The following is a 22,636-nucleotide window of genomic DNA, read 5'->3' as shown; positions in this document are numbered from 1 at the left end:
GTTGCCCGCGAGCATGCGGGAAATTCAGCGGTTGCTGCCGCCTCCTACCTTCCTTTCCAGATGGGGGCTCGCTTCTCTGCGAAAGCCCGTGCGCCTTCCAATTGATCTTCGCTCGAATAGAGGATGTCGACCGTTGCAAACTGCCGTTTGGTGATCTTGTTCATGGCAGTCTGAAACGTCGAACCCTCCGCTTCACGAACGATTTCCTTGATCGCTGCGTAGACGAGCGGCGGACCGCTTGCGAGCAGGCGGGCGAGCTCCCAGGCCCTGTCCATCAGCTTGTCGGCCATGACGATCTCGTTGACGAAGCCCCAGCGGTGCGCCTCTTCGACATTGAGCCACCGGCCGGTCAGCAGCATGTCCATGGCGATATGATAGGGGATGCGCTTCGGAAGCTTGATCGATGCCGCATCGGCGACGGTGCCAGAGCGAATTTCCGGCAAAGCGAAGGTCGCGTGCGAGGCGGCGATGATCAGATCGGTCGACAGCGCGATTTCCAGCCCGCCGCCGCAACAGATGCCGTTGACGGCGCAGATGATCGGCTTGTTGAGATCACGCAGCTCCTGGAGGCCACCGAAGCCGCCGACGCCATAATCCCCGTCGACGGCATCGCCGGCGGCGGCCGCTTTCAAATCCCAGCCCGCGGAAAAGAATTTCTCGCCGGCGCCGGTCACGATGGCGACGCGCAGATCCGGGTTGTCGCGGAAGTCGCGAAAGATCAAGCCCATCTTGCGGCTGGTCGCCAGGTCGATGGAGTTCGCCTTGGGCCGGTCGATGATGACCTCAAGAATGCCGTCTTCGGAGCGGGTTCGAATGGGGTCTTGCAACTTCCGCTACCTCCTTCGCCGGATGAGGGCATCCGCCGCAATGGCGCCCCGAGATTCTGCTAGAACCATCAATGGATTAATGTCTAGTTCTTCAAGATGTGCGGCGTTCGTTACGACATATTCTGCCGCTGATAGGACGGCGTCAGCAACGATTTCAAGGCTGCTGCCTGCGTTGCCGCGATAGCCTTCAATCAGTTTCCGGACCTTCAGGCGTGAAATCCGCTCGAGAACCTCGGCTTTTGTTATGGGGAGTGGCAAAACGACGGAATCCTCAAGCAATTCCACGAGAACTCCGCCCGCGCCAACGGTTAGTGTCAGGCCGACGACCGGATCGCGGACCGCGCCAACGATCAGCTCCGCGATAGGGCGATCGATCATCCGCTCGACAAGGAATCCGTGTGAGAGACCGGCCATGCCTTCCGCTGCGTCTCTGACGGCATTCCTATCCCATAGGTTGAGCTTAACCGCGCCGACATCAGACTTGTGCTCGACGCCGAGCGCCTTGAGCGCCACCGGAAAACCGAGTTGTTCCGCCCAATCGGCCGCTTCGCTCGCCGTGGCGGCGGTCCTGCCTAGTGGGACGGTGAGGCCCGCAGCGGCAAGCTCTGCCTTGGCGGCGGCTTCGCTTAGGGTCTCGACCTCGCCTTCGGCAATGGAGGCGTTAAGGAGCGGCAATGACTGTGGCCTATTCCAGGCCTTGGCAATGCCGCCGGCGATATCCGCCGCCACTAACGCCTCACTGATGCCGCAGAGCGGCACGATGCCGCTTTCGATCAGCCGCTGTGCGATCGCCTCCGGCATGTTTTCGGGCAAGGTCGCCAGAATGCCGGCGCGGGCACCCGTCCGCTTCGCGGCCGCGGCAACCGCCGCAACTGTAATCATCCAGTCCGCGCCATCGCAGCGATCCTCGCGCGGGAAGTCAAGCACGAGCATATTGAGGGCATAGTCGCCCGCGAACATGGCGCTGAAAGCCTCTGTCTGCTGGCCCAGATCGCCCCAGACGAAGGTGTGATAGTCGAGCGGATTGGAAAGCGTCACCATCTGGCCGAGGCTCGCGCGCAAGGCGGGTAGCTGTTCGGGTTTCAGGGCACGGAATTCGACGTTGCGGCCAACGGCAGCATCCGCCATCAGCGACGCCTCGCCTCCCGAACAGCTCATCGACGAGATCGCGTTGCTCTCGAGCGGGCCGGCGACATGCAGGAGTTTCAACGTCTCGATCAGCTCCGGCAGCGTCGAAACGCGGCCGATGCCGAGGCGGTCGAGAACGGCGTCGGCCACTGCATCGCTGCCAACAAGTGAGGCGGTGTGCGAAACGGTGGCGCGTTGAGCCTGTTCGGATTTGCCGACTTTTAGTGCGACAATGGGCTTCTTCAGCTCTCTGGCGCGCATGGCGAGCCCTTCCAGCGCCCTTATATCGCCGAAGCCTTCGATATGCAGGCCGACGGCCGTGACGCGCGGGTCTTCAAGGACGGCCCCGGCAAGGTCCGACAGGCCGGTCTGCGCCTGGTTGCCTGCGGTCATCAAGTAGCTGATGGGCAGGCTGCGCCTCTGCATGCTGAGATTGATAGCGATATTGGAGGACTGGGTGAGGATCGCCACGCCGCGCTCGGTTCTGACAATGCCATGCTGATCGGGCCAGAGCAGGGCGCCATCCAGCCCATTGATCATGCCGTAGCAGTTCGGCCCGACGATCGGCATGGTGCCGGCAGCTTCGACGAGCGCGCGCTGCAGATCCGCCCCGTCTGCCAGTTCAGCCACGGCTTCGCTGAAGCCGGACGCGTAGCAGACGGCACCGCCGGCACCTCTGCCAGCGAGGTCACGAACAATGTCGACGGTAAGCGTCCGGTTGACGCCAATAAAAGCGGCGTCCGGCACGTCAGGCAGGTCGGTGATCGAGCGATAGCAGCGGCGGCCGAGTACGTTTTCCTGTGTCGGATGCACCGGCCAGATTTCGCCGGCAAATCCCATGCGGTCGCATTGCTCGATAACGCGCCGTGCCTCTCTGCCGCCGAAGACGGCGATCGTTTTGGGTCGGATCAGGCGGTCGAGCGAACGCTGGGTCATGGGCTCATGCTCCGAACGGCCGAAGCAGGTCGCGGCTGATAATGTGCCGCTGGATTTCCGAAGTCCCGTCCCAGATACGCTCGACGCGGGCGTCGCGCCAGAAGCGGGCAAGCGGCAGATCGTCCATCAATCCCATGCCGCCGAAAATCTGGATTGCCTCGTCGGTGACGTGGGCAAGCATTTCCGACGCATAGAGCTTGGCAGAGGCAATCTCGCGGTTGGCCGGGATGCCAGCATCGAGCTTCCAGGCGGCCGACAGCGTAAGGAGGTCGGCCGCGTCGATCTCGGTGATCATGTCGGCGAGCTTGAAGGACACGCCTTGATTGGCGCCGATCGGCTTGCCGAATTGCTTGCGCTCGGCCGCATAGGGCAGGGCCAGATCGAAGACACGGCGCGCCCGGCCGACGCAGGTGGCGGCAACCGTCAGGCGGGTTCCGTAGAGCCACTGGTTGGCGAGATCGAAGCCGCGATGCACTTCCCCTAGCACCTGAGACTTCGGCAGGCGGCAATCAGTGAAATTCAGGATGCAGTTGTGATAGCCGCGATGGGAAACCGAGTCATAGCCTTTGACGATCTCGAAGCCCGGCGTGCCGCGATCGACCAGGAAGGCTGTGATCTTCTTCTTGACGCCTCGATGGGTATCCTCCTCGCCGGTGGCGGCAAAGACGATGACAAAATCGGCAACATCGGCGTGCGAGATGAAATGCTTCGTGCCGTTGAGCACGAAATCGTCACCATCCTGCCTTGCCGCACATTTCATGCCGCGCATGTCGGAGCCGGCGTCCGGTTCGGTGATCGCGAGTGCATCGACCTTTTCCCCGCGCACCGCCGGCAAGAGGTAACGCTCGCGCTGCTCGCCCTCGCAGGCCATCAGGATGCCGGATGGGCGGCCGAAGAAGACCGTAAGTCCCATTGAGCCGCGGCCGAGCTCACGTTCAACGAGCGTGAAGGTGACGTGATCGAGCCCGGCGCCGCCGACCTCCTCCGAGAAATTGCAGGCATAGAAGCCCAGCTCGATGCATTTGCGCTTGATTTCCAGCCCAAGATCGGGCGGTACGAAGCCGGTGCGTTCGACCTCGTTTTCGTGCGGATAGATCTCCGTCTCGACGAAGTCCCTGACCGTCTTGACGATCATTTCCTGTTCTTCGCTGAGTCCGAAATTCACGATCGCTTCCTCCTAGCGTTTTTGTCCCACATGACGGCCGGCTCCCTCCGGCATGGCCAAGGCTGCATGCGCGGCAGAAATCGGCCTCAGCTTCGCAAGCACCTCCTCCGGTGCGGCAACGGCTTTGCCTGCTTTCGCGTCGACATGCAGCAGCATTTGTTCCGCCGTAGCGATTATTTCGCCGCTGGCGCTGTTATGCAGTGCATGGAAAACATGCAGCCGCTTTTCGTCAGATGCGAGGATCTGCGCCGTCGAATGGATGGCCTGTCCGAGCTTGGCCTCGCCGAGATTGCGGATATGGGTCTCTACCGTGTAATAGCTGTGGCCGCGTTCGACATAGGCGAGATCGACGCCGATCAGCCGCAACAGCGCATCCGACGTGTCCCCGAACACCTGCAGGTAGCGATGTTCGGTCATATGGCCGTTATAATCGACCCAGGCCGGGCTGACCTTGGTATCGACCAGGCGCAGCGGCTTGGTAATGTCCAGCCCCTGCTTCGCTCCGCCACCTGCGGCCCAAAGCTGCTGTTCGAAATCCTTCAGCAGTTTGCCTGCGCCCCAGCCCTTGCCGCCATGGCCGCCTTTCAGGCTCTGGAGAATGCCGACCAGGTTCTCGTCGCGGATGCGCTCGAGTTCGCGGATCGACAGGCCATCGGCCTGGTCGTCCGACTGCTGACCGATCTTTTCGACAAGTGCGTCGTCGAGATCGACGACGTCCATGAGCTTCGTCCAATTCCACTGCAGGGCAGGGCCGAATTGCGCCAGGAAGTGGCGCATGCCCGCTTCTCCGCCGGCGATGCGATAGGTCTGGAACAGGCCCATTTGCGCCCAGCGCAGGCCGAAGGAATAGCGGATGACATCGTCCAATGTCTCGACGGTGCAAATGTCGTCCTTGATCAGCCACAAGGCCTCGCGCCAAAGGGCTTCCAGCAGTCGGTCGCCGACGAAAGCTTCGATCTCTTTGGCGATATGCACGCCCTTCATGCCGATCGGCGGCAGGCGCTCCATCGCCGCTTGAATGGTGGCAGCGCTGGTCTTTTCGCCACCTACGATTTCGACGAGCGGCAGGAGGTAGACGGGATTATAGGGATGGGCGACGAACAGGCGCTCGGGATGGCGCATGTCGCGCTGCAGATCGGTCGGCAGAAGGCCGGAGGTGGATGAGCCGATCAGCGCATCGGGCTTTGCGGCTGCGTCGATCTGCGTCAGCACGTTGCGCTTGAGATCCAGCCGTTCGGGCACGCTTTCCTGGATCCAGTCGGCGCCGGCGACAGCTGCTTCCAGCGTGTCCCTGAAGGTGAGCTTTCCACGCGGCGGCAGCGGCGCGCCGGTTAGCATCGCATAGGCCTTTTCGGCATTGGCGAGAACCTCGCCGACGATGCGCGTTGCCTCTGGATGCGGGTCATAGACATCGACATCGATGCCCGCCAGCAGGAAGCGGGCGATCCATCCGCCGCCGATGACGCCGCCGCCGATACAGGCTGCCTTGTTGATCTTGGTCATCGAGGGCCTCAGCGCTTCGTCAGTTTCAGCTTGTTGCGGACATCTTCGGGGCCGATGATGCGCGCGCCCATGCCCTCCACCACCTGCACCGCCTTTTCGACGAGCTGCGCGTTGGTCGCGAGCATGCCCTTTCCGGCATAGAGATTGTCCTCCAGCCCGACGCGGACATTGCCGCCGGCAAGGATTGCCGCCGCCGGGTAGGCCATGGCGTTGCGGCCGATGGAAAAGGCCGAGAAGGTCCAGCTTTTGGGAACGTTATTGACCATCGCCATAAAGGTGTTGAGGTCATCGGGCGCCCCCCAGGGGATGCCCATGCAGAGCTGGATGAGGACCGGATCCTCGATCAAGCCCTCCTCGGCAAGCTGCTTGGCGAACCAGAGATGACCGGTATCGAAGGCCTCGATCTCCGGGCGGACGCCGAGATCGGTCATCTTCTTCGCCATGGCCCTCAGCATGGAGGGCGTGTTGGTCATGACGTAATCGCCGAGACTGAAGTTCATCGTGCCGCAATCGAGCGTGCAGATTTCGGGCAGGCATTCGGCAACATGGCTGACGCGTTCGGAGGCGCCCGCCATGTCCGTACCCTTGTCGTTCAGGGGCAGGGGACTTTCAACATCGCCGAAAATCAGGTCGCCGCCCATGCCGGCGGTCAGGTTCAGCACGACATCGACATCGGCGGAACGGATGCGGTCCGTGACTTCCCTATAAAGTTCGTTGCGGCGGCTGGCAGCGCCCGTTTCCGGATCGCGGACATGGCAGTGAACCACTGCCGCCCCAGCCTTGGCGGCGTCGATCGCGGATTCCGCGATCTGCTTGGGAGTGATCGGAACATGGCTGGATTTGGAAACCGTATCGCCGGCGCCGGTCACGGCACAGGTGATGAAGACATCACGATTCATCGCAAGAGGCATTTTTGTTCTCCCTCGTATTGAGGACATTACGAGCCATGAGACGCCTTCATGCTTTGCATTATCGGAAGCATTCGATACAGTTTCGGAACACGTGGAGGAATGCGTGATGCTGACAGCGGCGAACGAGACACTCGACATCGACCTCCTGATCCTTCCGGAGACGAACCTGATTTTGATTGCGTCGGTGATCGAGCCTCTGCGCGGGGCCAATCGCATTTCCGGAGCCGAGCTTTATCGCTGGCGGCTTTTCACGCCGGATGGTTCGCCTGCGGAAACGACGAGCCTTATTCCGGTGCCTGCATGTTCTGGCTTTCGTTCCAGCTCGGATACCGCACCGCTTTTCGTGCTCGCCAGCTACAATTGGCGGCGCAGCGCCACGCAGGCGCTGAAGATGCAGCTGTCGCAGACCGCGCGTCATCGTTCGATGGTTGCCGGCATCGAGTCTGGGACGTGGCTGCTTGCCGAGGCGAGCCTGCTCGACAATGTCTCTGCTGCCGTCCACTGGGAGGATTACGACGATTTCGCGCTCGCCTATCCGCAGGTGCGCGCCGTTAGGGATCGCTACGTAATCGACAGCAAGCGGATCACCACGGCCGGCTCTCTGCCGACCGTCGATCTCATGCTCGAGATCATTCGGCGACGGCAAGGCTATTCGTTGGCCCTCGAAGTTAGCCGCCTGTTCATTTACGAGCCGGCGAGCACGCAGAGTGTGGCAGAACTTTCGCCATCGACGGCCGGCTTGCGCATGCGCGATCCGCGCGTGGCGCAGGCAATCCGCCTGATGGAGGACCATATCGAGCAGCCGCTGGTGCTCGCGCGTCTCGCCCGCCGCGTTGGCGTGAGTGCACGCCATCTGCAGGCGCTGTTCCAGGAGAGCATCGGCGCGCCGCCGCATGTGCATTATCTGGCGTTGAGGCTCAATGCGGCGCGGCGCAAGGTCATCGAGACGAAAGCCTCCTTTGCCGAGATTGCAGCCATGACAGGCTTCAATTCGGCATCGGCCTTTTCCCGCAGCTATCGTGCCAGCTTCTCGGAAAGTCCGTCCGGGACGCGCCGCAGGCTGCGCCGGCGCATTACGGCTGCAGCAGAGCAGACATAGGACGAAAGGCCTCGCGCACCATTTCGGCCAGTTCCCGGATCGCTTCGCTCGAATGATAGGGATTTCGGCGAAGCACGACGCGCGATGAATCCACAGGCGGGAAACCGTCGTCACTCGTGAGTTCGCGGCAACCGTTCGGAATGTTGCTGCGCGATAGCGTGGTCACTGCAAGCCCGGCGGAGACGGCGTTCTTCAAGCCCGAGCTCGTGTCGGCGATGAAGGCGATACGATAACGCCGCCCGATTTGCTCCAATGATTTCAGAGCGAAATCGCGACACCATGTCGAATCTCGATAAACAGCGATTGGCATTGGGGTCGCCTCATGCACACGGTGCACCAACGACGTCACCCAGACCGTTGGGTCGACACAGAGAACTTCGCCTTTGCTCTGGTTGTTCCAGTCGAAGACGACGGCCAGATCCAGTTCATCCTTTTCCAGCGCGGCCAGGTTATGTGCCGTGTAATCGCAGGAGACGGTTACTTCGACGGCTGGATGCCTGACTGCGAAAGCGGCTAAGGCGGCGGGAAGAATGGTCTGGCTATATTCCTCCGGAATCCCGATCCGGACCGGGCCGTCGAGCGGTTTGGTGCGAATATTTGCCGCCGCCTCGTTTAGAAGCTCGATCACGCGCTGCGCGTAGGGAAGCAATTGAGTGCCGGCTCGGGTGAGGACGGCCCCCCGGGCACTTCGTTCGAAGAGCGTTTCGCCGATCGTATCCTCGAGCCGCTTGATCTGGGCGCTGACGGCCGATTGCGTGCGGCCGATCCTTTGAGCGGCCGTGGAAAAATTGGACGTCTCGCTGATGACGAGGAACGTCCGCAGAAGGTCGCTCTCAATGGGTTCACGCATTGGGGTCACAAATATTTCTGATAGCTACTATCTCTACTATTCGTTTGCCTGATGTCAAATATCGGCGCACACAAGGGACGTTCCTTCGTTCCTCGAGTCCATATATGACATTCCAGTTTCCGGCCCGCTCCGCTTTTGCCAGCGAATATGAGAGGGGCGTTATACTTGTGGCGACAGCGATGCTTGCGTGGAGCTGCAGCGGCATCTATGCGCGCCTGCTGACTACGGACATATGGACGGCGATCGCCTGGCGTTCGCTGTTCGGCGGCTTGTTCCTGCTGATTCCCAGCTTTTTCCTCGAAGGTGGGTTTTCCAGGCGGCAATGGGCATCGATCTTTCATCCTGCCGGGCTGGCGATGCTGGCCTGCCAGACCATCAGCCAGGCGTGCTTCATCGGCGCGCTCTATACGACCACGGTCGCGAACGTGACCATGATCTATGCGACGGCACCGTTCATTGCCGCCTTCCTCAGTTGGACTATGCTGAGGGAGCGGGTCGCGAAGCGCACATTGGTCGCCGGTGGCATCTGCCTTATCGGCGTTGCTGTTATCGTTGCCTCGTCGATCGGCGGTGGTACAGGTGTCGGCGATCTGCTGGCGCTCGGCATGACTGTTACCTTCGCCCTCATCATCGTCATCCCGCGCATGGATCCGAGTATCCCGATCCTGCCGTCGAGCGTCGTCAGCGGGCTTTTGACCTTCGTGGTCTTCGTGCCCTTTGCCTCGACAAGCTCGGTAGATATGCAAAATTGGCTCCTGCTGGCAGCCTTCGGCGCAACGAATTTCGCGCTTGCCTTCGTTCTTTTCCTGTTCGGATCAAGAAAAATGCCTGCCGCCGACGCTGCGCTTATCAGCTCGATGGAAATCGTGCTGACGCCGTTCTGGGTCTGGCTCTTCTTCTCCGAGATGCCGCCGGTTGCCACTTTTGTCGGCGGAGCGATCATCTTCGCGACGATCGTCTGGCATACCGCGATCGATCTGCGGCATAGCCGCCGTCGTCGCGCACCCGTCAATGGGCTATAGCCATAACCTCTCGTCTCGGCAAAGATAGCGGATCGAGCCTCGACTTCATAAAGCGATGAAAGTGACATGACCTCCAACGATCCCTTGCTCCAGCCCTATCAGCTCAAGCACCTGACACTGAAGAACCGCATCATGTCGACGGCGCATGAGCCGGCCTATTCGGAAGGTGGCATGCCGACGGATCGTTACAGGCTCTATCATCGCGAGAAGGCAAAGGGCGGCATCGCGCTGACGATGACGGCGGGCTCGGCGATTGTATCGGCGGATTCGCCGGCGGCCTTCGGCAATCTCCATGCCTATCGCGATGAAATCGTGCCCTGGCTAAAGAAGCTTGCCGACGACTGTCACGAGTTCGGGGCTGCTGTCATGATCCAGCTGACCCACCTCGGCCGCCGCACCGGCTGGAACAAGGGCGACTGGCTGCCGGTGCTGGCGCCATCGCCGATCCGCGAGCCGGCGCATCGCGCCTTTCCGAAGACGGCTGAGGATTGGGATATCGAGCGGATCATTGAGGACTTTGCCGCGGCAGCGCAACGCATGCAAGCCGCCGGCTTGGATGGTATCGAGATCGAGGCCTATGGCCATCTGACCGACGGCTTCTGGTCACCGGCAACGAACCGGCGAGACGATGAATTCGGCGGCTCGCTAGAAAACCGCATGCGGTTCTCGATAATGGTGACGGAGGCCATCCGCAAGGCGGTCGGTCCGGATTTCATCGTCGGCATGCGCATGGTGGCTGACGAGGACTGGGAAAAGGGGCTTTCTCGTGAAGAAGGCGTCGAGATTGCCAGGCGGTTGGTGGCCTCCGGCAATATTGATTTCCTCAATATCATTCGCGGCCATATCGATAGCGACGCGGCGCTCAACAATGTCATTCCGATCCAGGGGATGGCGTCGGCACCGCATCTCGATTTTGCCGGTGAGGTGAGGGCGGCGACGAAATTCCCAGTCTTCCATGCCGCCCGCATCGGCGATGTCGCCACCGCGCGTCATGCAATCGCGGAAGGCAAGCTCGATATGGTCGGCATGACGCGCGCCCATATCGCCGACCCGCATATCGTCAGCAAGATCATGACGGGCCAGGAGGCCAATATACGCCCCTGCGTCGGCGCAACCTACTGTCTCGACCGGATCTATGAGGGTGGCGAGGCGCTCTGTATTCATAATGCGGCTACCGGCCGCGAGGCCGAGATGCCGCATCGGATCGAGCGCGCAGCGGTATCGCGCAAGGCTGTCGTCATCGGCGCCGGGCCTGCGGGCCTGGAAGCGGCGCGTGTGCTGGCTGAGCGCGGCCATAAGGTCGACGTGCTGGAGGCGAGCAGCAAGGCTGGCGGACAGGTGAATCTGCTCACGCGCAACCCGCGCCGCAAGGAGATGATCGGCATCATCGATTGGCGGCTGGCGGAGCTGGAGCGGTTGGGCGTCACGATCCACTACGACGTCTATGCGGGAGCTGATGAAGTCCTGGCGTTCGAGCCCGATCTCGTCGTCGTGGCGACGGGCGGTATCGCGCAATCTCCAGAGCTGGAGAGCGGCGACAGCCTTGTGACCTCCTCCTGGGACATTTTGGCCGGCGCGGTGAAGGCCGAGGGTCAGGTCCTGCTCTATGACGACAATGGCGGACATCCGGGCATGTCGGCGGCCGAAGTCATCGCCAATGGCGGCGCCGAGCTGGAACTGGTCTCGCCGGAGCGCTTCTTCGCGCCCGAGATGGGCGGCATGAACCATGTGCCCTATGCGAAGACCTTCGCCGAGAAAAATGTAAGAGTCACAATCAATACGAGGCTGAAATCGGTGCGGCGCGATGGCAATGCGCTCGTCGCTGTCCTCGGGTCGGATTTCTCGGAAGAGACGCAATGGGAACGCAGAGTATCCCAGGTGGTCGTCGAGCACGGTACCGTCGCGAATGATGAACTTTACCTGGAGCTGAAGCCCTTATCGCGTAACTTGGGCGCGGTCGATTATCCGGCATTGATCGCCCGCCGCTCGCCGCTGCCCGTCAAGAACGAAGCCGCTTCCTTCGATTTGATCCGCATCGGTGACGCGATCGCTAGCCGTAATATCCACGCGGCAATTTACGACGCGCTGCGCTATTGCTCGCTTCTGTGAGTCGAGCGGACGGTCAGGCTGCGCTCGAATTTTCACCAAGAATATTATTTATATCAATGCGATGTAATAAATACCTTGGGTGATAAATGAAGTTCTGGCGTCGCAGTGAGGCTACCAGACCGCCTTAATTTTGAAACAAAATGTAACAAGTTATAACACCCTGTTACCGGCCGAATCGTTATATTCGGGCATGTGAGTGAACGAGAGGTGTTTGATGCTGGCTACCCATGCGCCGTCCCCTTCGCGGACCGATGTCCTGATCTGTCTGGATAATCAACAAATTGCCTCGCGCATCAGTTCGCTTCTATCACAACAGGGATTGACGGTCGCAGCCATACCGACGGCCGGCCTTCAGGAGTGGTTCGATCCAACCGGTTGTCACCTTGTGGTGACGCATACCGCGATGATCGGAGACGTGCGGAGGCGGCTGAACTTGCCGGTCGTCAATATCGAGACTTTCATATTCGAGCGCCCTGATCATGTGACCGAGGGGGCTGCGCGGCAGTTCGACGGCAACGCCTTCGTCAAGCGCATTTTTTCCGTTATGAACGGTACGCAAAGGCGCGCGGCTGAGTGATTTACGTCAGCGGTTGCTGTCTCCTATAATCGCTGCTGGCTGGCCTTGTCGAAGAAATGCAGGTTCGGCGTCTTGAGCGAGATCTGAATTGTCTGGCCCGGCACGAGTTCGGCGCGTTCGCGCATCACCCAGGTCAATTCCTTGCCTTCGAGGTCAAGCGCGATATGCGTTTCCGATCCCGTCGGTTCGACGACGGTCACGGTTGCGGTAACGCCGGCCTCCGTGGCAAACGAGATATCTTCCGGACGTATGCCGAGAACAACCTCCCGACCCTCTGATTGAGCCGGAGCGCTGGCGAGCTGGATGCATGTGCCGGTCGTAAGCATCAAGGCTGGGGAAGCGCCACCCGTGATCTTGCCTTCGAGAAAATTCATGGCCGGAGAGCCGAGGAAGCCAGCGACAAAGACATTTCTTGGCCGATCGTAAAGTTCCAGCGGCGAGCCGACCTGTTCGACCTTTCCACCCTGTAGCACCACGATCTTGTCGGCCATGGTCATGGCTTCGATCTGATCGTGGGTCACGTAAACGATCGTCGTCTTCAGGCGCTGATGCAGCGCTTTGATCTCGGCCCGCATCTTGACGCGCAGCTTGGCGTCGAGATTGGAAAGCGGTTCATCGAACAGGAAGACCTTGGGATCGCGCACGATGGCGCGGCCCATGGCGACGCGCTGGCGCTGGCCGCCGGAAAGCTGGGCGGGCTTGCGATCCAATAATGGTTGCAGGCCAAGTATCTTGGCGGCCTCGCCGACCTTCTCGTCAATTTCGGCACGCTTTGCGCCGGCGAGCTGCAGCGCAAAGCCCATGTTCTGCGCCACGGTCATTTGCGGATAGAGCGCGTAATTCTGGAAGACCATGGCGATATCGCGATCTTTCGGCGGCAGGTCGTTGACGATCCGGCCGCCGATCGAGATTTCACCGCCAGTGATGTCTTCCAGCCCTGCGATCATGCGCAGCAATGTTGACTTGCCGCAGCCTGAGGGACCGACGAGAATGACGAATTCGCCGTCCGAGATTTCGACATCGACGCCGTGGATGATGTTTACCGCGCCGTAGGACTTCCTGACGTTCTTGATGGTCAATCCGGACATGAGATTCTTTCCCTGAAGATCGATCAATGCTTCTTGCGGATGCGGAGCGCCTGGTATGGCTTGCCCGGCAGTTCCACGCCGAAGGCCGCATCCGCCTTGCCGCCGCGCACGATGGCGCCATGGCGCGTCGGATGCGGGACCGGCGCTTCCACCTTCCTGGCGGGCGTGACCGTCATCTCCCATGTGTCGATGATGTCGACATCATACTCGGTTCCATCCTTGGGCAGACCGGTGGACCAGATGACCGGTTGGTGTTCGCCGAGATAGATGTAGCTGACATCACCATCCCTGGCGCCGGAAACGCGGGTCCATGGCCATTCGCCATAGGAGGACATGGGTTCGAGGCCGTTGACGACATCCTGCTCCAGGAGATCGCGCAGGAAGCCGATGCGCTTCCAGGCTTCCCCGCGCAGCTCGCCGCCTTTTGCCCACCAGATAAGATCCTCCGGATGCGAATAGGTTTCACCATGGCCGGCATAGCCGCCGCGCGTCACCGTGATCCAGAAGCGATGCACCAGCTCCTGTGCTGTCAGGTTGCCCCAGGACTGGATGATGTTGCCTTCATATTCCGGCTCGTCGTTGACGACGGGCTTGCCATAGGCTTCGCGCCATTCCTGTGTGCGCTTCACGTCCCAGTTCTGAATGCAAGTGTGTGTCACCCAGGGCTTGCGATGATCGAAGTTCATCGTCGGCTCGCCGTTGTGTATCGACTTCAGATGGCCATAGGGATCGTTCTCTTCGAGAATGTGAAAATAGCGGTCCCACTGCTGCAGCGGCTTAGTGTCGAGAAGGAAGTCGTATTCGTTGGCAAGCGCCCACCAGACATTGCGATAGGCGGCAAGCCGCGCCGCGAGATAGGCGACGTAGCGGAAATCCTGCTCGGCCGTCATATCGGCATAGCCCCAGCGATCATAGGGGTGGAATATGATGATATCGGCTTCGATGCCGAGATCGCAGAGGGCTGCGACCTGGGTCTCGAAATGGCGGAAGAGGAGGGGATTCGGCCGGTCGAAGTCTTCCTTGCCGTCCGCGCCCTTTTCAAAGCAGGCGTAGAGAGGGTCGTTGACGTTATAGGGGTAGTCCTTGGGGAAGACGCCCATGCGGATCTTGTTGAAGCGTGATTTCTTCAGCGTTTCGAGCGTCTGGGCCTGCATCTCAAGCGGCTGGTGCGTCCAGGCATAGCAGGTCGTGCCGAAGGAGAGGAAAGGCTTGCCATCGGCATAGGCGAAATGGAACTTGTTGCGGACGTGCACGGGGCCGTGGTTGCCTTCCGACGGCTTGGTGGCAACGAAAGAGCCGGTCTTACTGTCCAGTTCCGATGTCTTCGAGCGCGTGCGGAACGACCATTCACCCTCATTATCCGGCATGAAGCGAACGCGATAGACGCCGTTGCCGTCGTAGAAGCCGGGCACGCGGACCTCGCGGCTGTGCTGGCTGAAAACGGCATCGAATGCCACATCGAGATAGGGATTGCCACCGGAAGGGCCGTTGAAGGCCGCTTCGAACACTCCCCATTTTTCGACGGACGCGTTGGACATGATATTCTCCTCGGAAGATGTATGGATGGTCCGACCGCTCAGCCCTTGACCGCACCGGAGGTGAGGCCGGAGACGAAGTAGCGCTGGAAGATCAGATAAACGATGGTGGCCGGTAGCACAGTCATGACGATCGCCGCGTTCAACTGCCCGTAATCATTGGAAAACTGGCCCTGGAAGGACATGAGCCCAAGCGGCAGCGTCCACATATGCTGATCCTGCAGCAGCACGAGCGCCATGGCGAACTCATTCCACGTGGAAACGAAATCCAGGATCAGCAGCGCGGCGAGGACTGGCAGGCAGACGGGCAGGAATATCCGGCGGAAGATGGTGAAATGGCTTGCGCCATCGATCAGGGCCGCTTCCGACAGCTCCTTCGGGATGCCTTTGAAGAAGCCGTGCAGAATGAACACCTGGTAGGGTACGCCGAAGGCGATATAGGGCAGGATCACGCCGGGATAGGTGTCGATCAGTCCGAGCGAATTGACCAGCGTGAACAGTGGCGCCAGCATCACCTGAAACGGGATCATCGTGCCGAAGACGACGAGGAGCAGCAGCAACTTGCTGAATCGCAGGCGTATCTTGGCGAGCGCATAGGCCGCCATCGCCGAGAGGATCAGGCCGAGCGGCACTTTGATGACGGTAATGATGGTGCTGTTCAAGAAGGCGCTGGCGAAATTGCCGCGGCCCCAGGCGCTCGAATAATTCTCGAAGGCGGGCTCAAGCGGTGGCATGAAGGCGCCAGTCGACGTCACATCAGCCTGCGTTTTCAGCGAGGTGAAGACGATGAAAACGAAAGGCGCGAGCCAGATCGCAGCCACCACCAGCAGCGCGATCCACAGGCCGATCAAGACGGGATCGCGCTTGCGCTTTGCCTGTGCAATCGTTTCGAAATCGTCCGACATGGATGTGGCCGATGCTGCCGTCATTGTTCGGCTTCCTCATGCTTTTGCGTCCAGCGCAAGTAGGGAATGACGACGACGATGGTGATGAGCAGCAGGACGACCGAGATCGCGGCACCGCGGCCGAAATCGAAGATCTGCATGGCTTGTGTGAAGGCCCAGAGCGCCAGCATCTGTGTCGATTGCGCCGGCCCGCCGCCCGTCAGGCCATAAACGATGTCGAAGGCCTTCAGCGACGAAATGACCGAGAGTACAAGCACAATCGTCAGCGTCGTGCGTAATGCAGGCAGGGTGACGTAACGGAAGATGTTCCAACGCCCGGCGCCGTCGATGCGGGCGGCTTCGACCAGCGTCTGCGAGACATTCTGCAGGCCGGCGAGGAACAGGACCATGGAAAAGCCGACGGATTGCCAGAGATAGGCGACGAATACAGAATAGAGCGCGATATCTTTGTCGCCGAGCCAGTCCTGAATCCAGCCCTGCAGGCCCATGGAAGTCAGGATTTCGGTGAAGAGGCCGAAGAAGGGATCGTACATCCATTTCCACATGGTCGCGACCGCGATCGGGGCGATAATGACAGGCAGATAGAAGATGGCGCGGAAGGTATTGCGGGCAAAGAGCTTCTGGTTGAGGCTCAGCGCCAGAAGCAGCCCGACCATGGGCGGAAAAATCACGCACATGATCGTCCAGATCACCGTATTGCGGAAGGCAACCCAGAAGACGGGGTCCTGCGTGAAGATATATTGATAGTTCGCCAGGCCGACGAAGGGGCGTTGCGGATCGAGGCCGTTCCATTTCTGGAAGCTCAGCACCACCACGTTCAGCATCGGATAGAGCGCGAAAATCGCGTAGATCAGCATGGCCGGGGCAAGTAGGATCGCTGCCTGAAAGCGGGGATCATGAGTACGATTGCGGAATGACATTCTGCTTGCTCCCGGCGGCAGCTGACGCATGGGCATGAGGGTGCGGAAGGCCGCCCATCGCTATTGGCGATGAAGACGGCGGCCTCCCTCAAGGGATCAGGTACGACCTGCGATGAAGGTCTGCAGCTGCTTAGCAGCATCGGCCGGCTGGATGTTGCCGGAGGCGACATCGTTGATCACCCGGAAATATTCGGTGGTGACGTCGAGCGGGAAGGCCTGGTCACCATTCATGTAGACCTTGCTGTAGGTTTTGAAGATCTCAAGCCACTTCGCCTCCAGCGGCTTCTGACCAGTGTACTGGACATTCTTGTTGACCGAGATAGAGCTGATCTGGCCGACGAGATCCTGCTGCACCTTCGTCGACAGGAAGTAGTCGAGGAACTTTGCCGCAAGATCCGGGCTCTTGCTCTTGGTGCTGATGTAATTGTACTCGGCAAAGCCATAGAGGCGATTGGTGTTCGTCGGGAACGGCACGACGCCGTAATCGTCGAGATTGACCTTGCTGCCGCTCAGCTGGCTGACCAGCCAGTCGCCTTCGAGCATCATCGCGGCACGGCCGGCGACAAACAGCGTATAGGACTGCTGGTTGCTGATGCCCATGAAAGGCTTCAGCGTATAATCCTTCGTCCACTTGGCGAATTCGGTGAAGGCATCGGTTGCGCAGGGCTCCTTGGTCCAGTCGGCTTTCATGGCCATCAGCGCGTCATGCTTGTCGGCGCCGCATTTGGTTTCGAGCAGCACGTCCATCAGGCGCATGACGTGCCAGTTGACCGAGCCGCCGAAGGTGAAGGCCGGAATGCCTGCGGCCTTGAGCTTGTCTGCTGCGGCCAGCAGCTCTTCATAGGTTTTCGGCTCCCCGGTGATACCAGCCTTCTGGAAGAGCTTCTTGTTGTAGTAGATCGCTTCGCCCTTGAAGGTGAAGGGAACACCGTGCTTGCCGCCTGGATAGAGATCGGCAAAGGCGGCGGCGGACGGGAGCAGTTCGTCGTTCCACTTGTACTGGGTGTAGTATTTGTCGAGCGGCAGCGAGAGGCCCGCCTTGACATACTCGCCGCCGAGGCCAAGGCCGGCCCAGCTGAAATAGATGTCCGGGCCTTTGCTGGAGCCTGCGGCCACGCGAAGGGCGGTCTTGTGTTCATCGACGCCGCGCTGGACGATTTCGACATGGGTGCCGGGATTGGCGGCCTCAAAATCCTTCGCCACCTTCTTCAGCGCGCCGTTTGCCGCGCCATTGTCGAAGTTCAGCGTCCACAGCGTCAGGTCTTCCGCGGCAACATTGGTTGCCGAAAAGGCCGCCGCTGCCATAGCAGCAGCGCCGAACCAACGCGCATATTTGAAGTTGCCAGCCATCTCCCGTCCTCCTCTGAGCAAAGCTGAGGGCGGTTTTGACAAATCGTTGTCAACATGTCAACTGGTATGATGAGCTTATCAGCGATATCACATGAAGTGATCGTGAAAACAGATCATGAGGACGACGGCCGACGCCGCGCCGGGGTCCATATGTCCCAAGGCCCGATCGCCCAGGCGCGACGACCGGCCTTTTGCCGCGACCATATTCTTGGTTGCTTCTGCGCCCGCTTCGCCCGCTTCAAGAGCGGCGGCCAAGCAATCGGCAAGTGAAAGCCCTCGATCTCGGGCCGCGCGGCAGGCCGCGGCGGCGGGTGCCCAGGCGTCGACCATGGTCTTTTCGCCGACCTCCGCCTTGCCCCGATCCTGAATGCCCTTGGCAAAAGCTGCGAATATTTCGACCATATCGTCGTCGCTCAATGACGCCTTTCCCTTGGCGACCGCGCCTGCGCGCATCAAGGCGGTCGCATAGAGCGGTCCGGACGAGGCGCCCACCGCATTGAGGAAGGACTTTGCCGCCGTGTTGAAGACCAGCGTCGGCTCGGATGTCGATGAATCCAGCTCCGAAACCGCCTTGGCGGCGGCGGCGAAGCCGAGCTCCATGGCGATGCCGTGGTCGGCGTCACCTATCACGCCATCCAACTCGCAGAGGCGGTCCTTCTCGCGTGCCATTGCGTCTGCGATCCGCACGAAAAGCGCCTTCAGGTCCTCTGTTGTAACCGTCGTCATTACAAAACCTCGCCGGAGCGGAACATGGCGCAATCACAGGGGTGATCGATAAGCCGCTGCAATTCTTTATCGAGATGCATGAGGGTGATGGAGGCGCCGGCCATTTCCAGCGACGTGCAATAGTTGCCGACCAGCGACAGGTGAATGACGACGCCTGCATCGTCGAGCATGGCCTTGACCTTGCGCATCATGATGTAGAGTTCCATCAGCGGCGTCGAGCCAAGTGAGTTGACGAGCACGGCGACCCGGTCACCGCGCGCCGGCTTCATCTCATCGAGGATCTTGCCGACGAGTTCGCTCGTCACCTCGTCTGCCGACCGCATCGGCCCGCGGGCGACGCCCGGCTCGCCATGGATGCCCATGCCGATTTCCATTTCGTCGGCGCCGATCTCGAAATTCGGCTTGCGTGTCTGCGGCAGCGAACAGGGCGAAAGCGCGACGCCCATCGTATAGGTGCGTTCATTCGCCCAGCGCGCCACCCGTTCGACGTCGTCGAAACCGTACATCAGGTCGCAGGCTGCGCCCGCGGCCTTGAAGATGAAGACATTGCCGGCAACGCCGCGACGGCGCTCCTTCTGATCGACCGGCGCAGAAGCGATGTCGTCCGTCGTCAGGACTGTACGCACCTCGATATCGTTCATGGCAAGCATTTCCGCCGCCATATCGAAATTCATGACGTCTCCGGCATAGTTGCCGTACATGAACAGCACGCCGGCACCGCCATCGACAGCCTTGGCACATTCGATGATCGGATCGGGCGGCGGCGAGGCAAAGACATTCCCGATAGCGGCGGCATCGGCCAGCCCTTTGCCGACGAAGCCGAGAAACGTCGGCTCGTGCCCGGATCCGCCGCCGATGACCAGGCCGACCTTGCCGGCCCGTGGGCCATGCTTTGCCACGATCGAGCGCGGCGATCCCTCGACAGCGCGCAGATGGCGTGGATGAGCCGCCAAGATGCCGGCCAGCATCTCATCGACGGCGGCGGCACCCTCGTTGATCAATTTCTTCGTCTTCACGCCGAGACTCCCAAATCATTGTGATTGTTGGGACTAACTTGCGCGTCTGCGAATGAAGGTCAATCCATCAAAGTCGTGGAAGCGGTGCTATAGGCATCAAGCGTAAGCCTCGTATTTCCGGGCTGCTCCAGCAGCCGGAACCTTCCCAGCTGAATCTGTTGCGAGGCGGGTGTGATGTTGACCAAATGGAGTTGTCGAACCGCTCCAGGCTGCGCCGTGATGAAGGCGAGCACGGAGGTCTGATCGGACGACAGGCACTCCTGCCACTGGCTGCCTGCGAGGCGAGACAAGGTGGAAACGACGTTAAAGAGCGGTCGTGTGATTCCCGGCGCCGACGGCTCTTTTTCTCCGGCGATCAGGCCAAAAGGCCCGGTCAGGGCCGAAAGCGTCAGGCATTCCAGTCCGGCATCGAGGACGCGGGCGGCATAGCCGAGTGCAAAGGCCTCGCCAAAGCGGGCATTGTGCCGCGGATCGGTGTTGGCCATGGCGATGCGTGCGCCATGGGGATTGTCCATGGTCCGGCTACCATAGGGGTTCTGGCGCATCGGTATGGTCGAGGGGCCGATACGGTAAGGCTTGTCTCCGTAGATGGCGCGCACGGAACGCGTGATGAAGGGCAGTGCTTCCAGTGTCTGCATGACGCTCAGATCGTCAGCCGCATGGACGATCGGATTGGTGCAATGGGTGATGAAGCCGAGCGTATCGGCGGGCACCCGTTTGCGATTGAGTTCCGTGAAATAGCTCAGCATGCCGCCGCCAATACGCACATCGGGAAAGGTGGCGTGCGCGGCGACATAGACTTCCTCAAGAGGCGGGCATTCGGGCCATTTGCTGCCCGGCGGCGTCGATTGCCGGTCCATGGAAGGCGAGATCATGATTGCATCGGGCTTGAAGCCGGCCGCTCGCATCCAGCCTGCTATTTGCTGTGTTTCAACAAGAGATGGCTGGTGACAGGGCAATGCGATTTCCAGCGTTGATCTGCCGGCATGAATCGCGGCAACGGCTGCGAAGCGTTTGAACGCATCAGCGCCATGGCCGGCATCGGGATCGAAGTGAAACAGCAGTTCCTGGGGGGCAATTTCATCTAAGCGCTCGCGCGCAGCCAGCGTCGCATCCGCTTCCTCCGGCGTAACGACAAGGCCGATCGATGGCATGGTACCGGATTTTGTCCCCGCGCTTAGGGTGATCGCGGCATCCGACGTATGGGAAAAAGAGGGTGGAGAACGCCGCTTATCCCCGATGGCCAGAACGATACGTTGCCGTATCGGCTCGCTGGCCGGAATGCGATAGGGCCAAGGCAGGGCAAGCGGGCGAACATAGGTTTTGTAGGAAGCATCGGACCAGTTGCGCTGATCTTCCATCTCGAAGGTGTCGCCTTCCATCCGGCACTCAGCGGTCACGCTCGCCATCACGCCATGCGTAATCGCCCGCATATCCTTGAAGGGCTGCCAGGGTTCGATAAGATCGGGGAAATGCGTGCTCTCGCGGCTGCCATCGACATGCTCGACCGATACCGGTGTACCGGCAACACCCACGATCGGGTGCAGGATACAGAAGCCGCAGCGGTTGGTTTCGAAGCCGGTCGTCGAGAGCGCTATTGCCTCGAAGGTAAGGGCTTCATCGGCCTCAGCTGTTATCCGCACGTCAATCGCAAGTTCGCTATTCTCAGGGCCTCTGCAACGCGCAACATAGCTGACGAAAAAGCCATCCTGATGCTGATTGATCCGCAGATCGTCGATATCGGGCGCATAGGTGCCCCAATCACGATCGCGAACCAGATAGGAAACGGCCCGCAGAACCTCCACGCCATCATAGCGGATGGCCCGGAGATTGCCGTCCTTGAAGTCGACCTCAATCCTGCCCGCTGTCAGTCGCACCGGCGGCGTTTCGAGCTCGCGCGTGCCGTAAAGCTGGAACGGATCGATCTCGGTCTTCATCGCAGCATCGCTCCGATATCGACGGATCTCCCGTTGGCGGCACTCTCATAGGCGGCCTCGACAAGCGCCAGGGTCTTGAGATTGTCAGCGCCCGACGTCGAGGTTTCGCCTCCGTCGGTAAGACGGTCGGTCCAATGCTGTTGGATCGCCAGAACACTCTCCTGGATGTTGTGCCAAGGGCGCGAAGCCCAAGGCAGAAGCCGCGGTGACGCATCCGTGACGCTCACGCCATCGGGGCCGTTGACCTCGAGGCGATAGCCTTGCGAGAGGCGAATGGTGCCTCGCGTGCCGTCGAGCTCGATCAGCGTTTCAGGAAATGGCTCGGTCGCAAGCTTGGAGGCATAGCTGACATCGACGATCGAGGTCGCGCCGTTCTCATGGTCAAGCAGGATGGTTGCGACATCCTCACCCTTGATCTTCGGATTGACCCGTTTGGTGCGGGCCGTCAGTGAAGAAACGTCGCCGAGGATGAAGCGGGCGATGTCGAGCGTATGAATGCCGAGATCCTCGATGATGAACCGTTCGCCTTCGGCCAAATAGGGCTGCCCCGAAAACACATCATAGCCGGAGCGGAAGGAGAAGCGCCCCCAGAAGGGCTCGCCGATCGCGCCGGACTGGAGGGCACGCTTGACCGCCTGAATGGGCGTTTGCCAGCGGAAGTTCTCATGCACCATCAGCGGCACGCCGGCTCGCGCACAGGCCTCTACCATCGCCTTGGCGTCGCTCAACGTCTTTGCGAAAGGCTTCTGGCAGATCGCCGGGATCTTGTGCGAGGCAGCCATTTCCACCAGGGCGCGATGGCTTTGCACCGTCGTTGCGATGTCGACGAAATCGAAGCCGCCATCGGCAAACATCGCTGTCGCGTCGGTGTAGCGGCGTTCGATGCCGAACTGGTCGCCGATGAGTTTCAGCCGCTCCGGGTCGCGGTCGCAGATCGCGACGATGCTGGCGCCTTCGACGTCTTGCCACGCATGCATCTGATTGATCGCGAAGAAGCCGCAACCGATCAATGCGCCCTTGAGTTCTGCCATT

At 60.5% G+C, this 22,636-nt stretch carries 19 protein-coding genes; 4 read left to right on the top strand and 15 right to left on the bottom strand.

What is annotated here, in order from left to right; translation table 11 throughout:
* Positions 1-44 precede the first annotated feature (44 nt).
* Genes AC13RC_RS15240 through bcoG form a run of 5 tightly spaced genes read right to left on the bottom strand, consistent with a single transcriptional unit; the run spans position 45 to position 6,470 of the window.
* Complete coding sequence (locus AC13RC_RS15240; protein ID WP_113332728.1) at positions 45-827, bottom strand: carnitinyl-CoA dehydratase; 783 nt, start codon at positions 825-827, stop codon at positions 45-47.
* A 6-nt stretch (positions 828-833) separates the two neighbouring features.
* Complete coding sequence (locus tag AC13RC_RS15235; protein ID WP_488557642.1) at positions 834-2,891, bottom strand: acetate--CoA ligase family protein; 2,058 nt, start codon at positions 2,889-2,891, stop codon at positions 834-836.
* Between the two features lie 4 nt (positions 2,892-2,895).
* A complete protein-coding gene (locus AC13RC_RS15230) occupies positions 2,896-4,056 on the bottom strand; it encodes an acyl-CoA dehydrogenase family protein (RefSeq protein WP_488557641.1) in 1,161 nt (386 codons plus the stop codon).
* Positions 4,057-4,068: 12 nt separating this feature from the next.
* Entirely contained in the window at positions 4,069-5,559 is a 1,491-nt protein-coding gene (locus AC13RC_RS15225) for a carnitine 3-dehydrogenase (RefSeq protein ID WP_488557640.1), read from the bottom strand.
* An 8-nt stretch (positions 5,560-5,567) separates the two neighbouring features.
* Positions 5,568-6,470 carry a 3-dehydrocarnitine:acetyl-CoA trimethylamine transferase BcoG gene (bcoG, locus tag AC13RC_RS15220; RefSeq protein ID WP_488557639.1) on the bottom strand — a complete coding sequence of 301 codons (903 nt, stop codon included), beginning with the start codon at positions 6,468-6,470 and terminating at the stop codon, positions 5,568-5,570.
* Positions 6,471-6,576: 106 nt separating this feature from the next.
* Between bcoG and AC13RC_RS15215 the strand changes: the two genes are divergently transcribed.
* Positions 6,577-7,569: a GlxA family transcriptional regulator gene (locus AC13RC_RS15215; protein ID WP_488557638.1), complete on the top strand. Its 993-nt coding sequence runs from the start codon at positions 6,577-6,579 to the stop codon at positions 7,567-7,569.
* Here the strand turns inward: AC13RC_RS15215 and AC13RC_RS15210 are convergent.
* On the bottom strand, positions 7,544-8,419 hold the full coding sequence (locus tag AC13RC_RS15210) for a LysR substrate-binding domain-containing protein (protein ID WP_488557637.1): 876 nt from the start codon (positions 8,417-8,419) through the stop codon (positions 7,544-7,546). The two genes, AC13RC_RS15215 and AC13RC_RS15210, sit on opposite strands and share 26 nt — an antisense overlap.
* Positions 8,420-8,523: 104 nt before the next feature.
* Between AC13RC_RS15210 and AC13RC_RS15205 the strand changes: the two genes are divergently transcribed.
* The 3 genes from AC13RC_RS15205 (at position 8,524) to AC13RC_RS15195 (ending at position 12,127) form a co-directional block, all read left to right on the top strand.
* Positions 8,524-9,441: a DMT family transporter gene (locus tag AC13RC_RS15205; RefSeq protein ID WP_488557636.1), complete on the top strand. Its 918-nt coding sequence runs from the start codon at positions 8,524-8,526 to the stop codon at positions 9,439-9,441.
* Between the two features lie 66 nt (positions 9,442-9,507).
* The gene (locus AC13RC_RS15200; protein ID WP_488557635.1) at positions 9,508-11,550 is read left to right on the top strand and encodes an oxidoreductase; all 2,043 of its coding nucleotides are present in this window, start codon (positions 9,508-9,510) and stop codon (positions 11,548-11,550) included.
* Positions 11,551-11,764: 214 nt separating this feature from the next.
* Positions 11,765-12,127 (top strand): hypothetical protein, encoded by a 363-nt coding sequence (locus AC13RC_RS15195; protein WP_113351111.1) that lies wholly within the window; start codon positions 11,765-11,767, stop codon positions 12,125-12,127.
* A 23-nt stretch (positions 12,128-12,150) separates the two neighbouring features.
* Here the strand turns inward: AC13RC_RS15195 and AC13RC_RS15190 are convergent, their stop codons facing one another.
* From AC13RC_RS15190 to AC13RC_RS15150, 9 genes are all read right to left on the bottom strand, one after another.
* Complete coding sequence (locus AC13RC_RS15190; RefSeq protein WP_183809205.1) at positions 12,151-13,215, bottom strand: sn-glycerol-3-phosphate ABC transporter ATP-binding protein UgpC; 1,065 nt, start codon at positions 13,213-13,215, stop codon at positions 12,151-12,153.
* Between the two features lie 23 nt (positions 13,216-13,238).
* The gene (locus AC13RC_RS15185) at positions 13,239-14,753 is read right to left on the bottom strand and encodes a DUF5060 domain-containing protein (RefSeq protein ID WP_488557634.1); all 1,515 of its coding nucleotides are present in this window, start codon (positions 14,751-14,753) and stop codon (positions 13,239-13,241) included.
* Between the two features lie 38 nt (positions 14,754-14,791).
* Positions 14,792-15,655 carry a carbohydrate ABC transporter permease gene (locus tag AC13RC_RS15180; protein ID WP_488557772.1) on the bottom strand — a complete coding sequence of 288 codons (864 nt, stop codon included), beginning with the start codon at positions 15,653-15,655 and terminating at the stop codon, positions 14,792-14,794.
* Between the two features lie 20 nt (positions 15,656-15,675).
* Positions 15,676-16,575, bottom strand: coding sequence for a carbohydrate ABC transporter permease (locus AC13RC_RS15175; protein WP_488557633.1), 900 nt, complete (start codon positions 16,573-16,575; stop codon positions 15,676-15,678).
* A gap of 96 nt (positions 16,576-16,671) precedes the next feature.
* A complete protein-coding gene (locus tag AC13RC_RS15170) occupies positions 16,672-17,925 on the bottom strand; it encodes an ABC transporter substrate-binding protein (protein WP_488557632.1) in 1,254 nt (417 codons plus the stop codon).
* A gap of 87 nt (positions 17,926-18,012) precedes the next feature.
* Positions 18,013-18,651 (bottom strand): dihydroxyacetone kinase subunit DhaL, encoded by a 639-nt coding sequence (gene dhaL, locus AC13RC_RS15165; RefSeq protein WP_488557631.1) that lies wholly within the window; start codon positions 18,649-18,651, stop codon positions 18,013-18,015.
* A complete protein-coding gene (locus AC13RC_RS15160) occupies positions 18,651-19,667 on the bottom strand; it encodes a dihydroxyacetone kinase subunit DhaK (protein ID WP_488557630.1) in 1,017 nt (338 codons plus the stop codon). The genes dhaL and AC13RC_RS15160 overlap by 1 nt, the downstream gene beginning before the upstream one ends.
* A gap of 59 nt (positions 19,668-19,726) precedes the next feature.
* The gene (apnL, locus tag AC13RC_RS15155; protein WP_488557629.1) at positions 19,727-21,604 is read right to left on the bottom strand and encodes a D-apionate lactonase; all 1,878 of its coding nucleotides are present in this window, start codon (positions 21,602-21,604) and stop codon (positions 19,727-19,729) included.
* Positions 21,601-22,635, bottom strand: a complete 1,035-nt coding sequence (locus AC13RC_RS15150; RefSeq protein WP_488557628.1) for a Gfo/Idh/MocA family protein — start codon at positions 22,633-22,635, stop codon at positions 21,601-21,603. Before AC13RC_RS15150 ends, apnL begins: the two co-directional genes overlap by 4 nt.
* Between the last annotated feature and the right edge of the window lies 1 nt (position 22,636).

Source organism: Martinezella sp. CNPSo 3890 (genome assembly GCF_057784455.1).
This window is presented reverse-complemented; position numbering and strand designations above follow the sequence as displayed.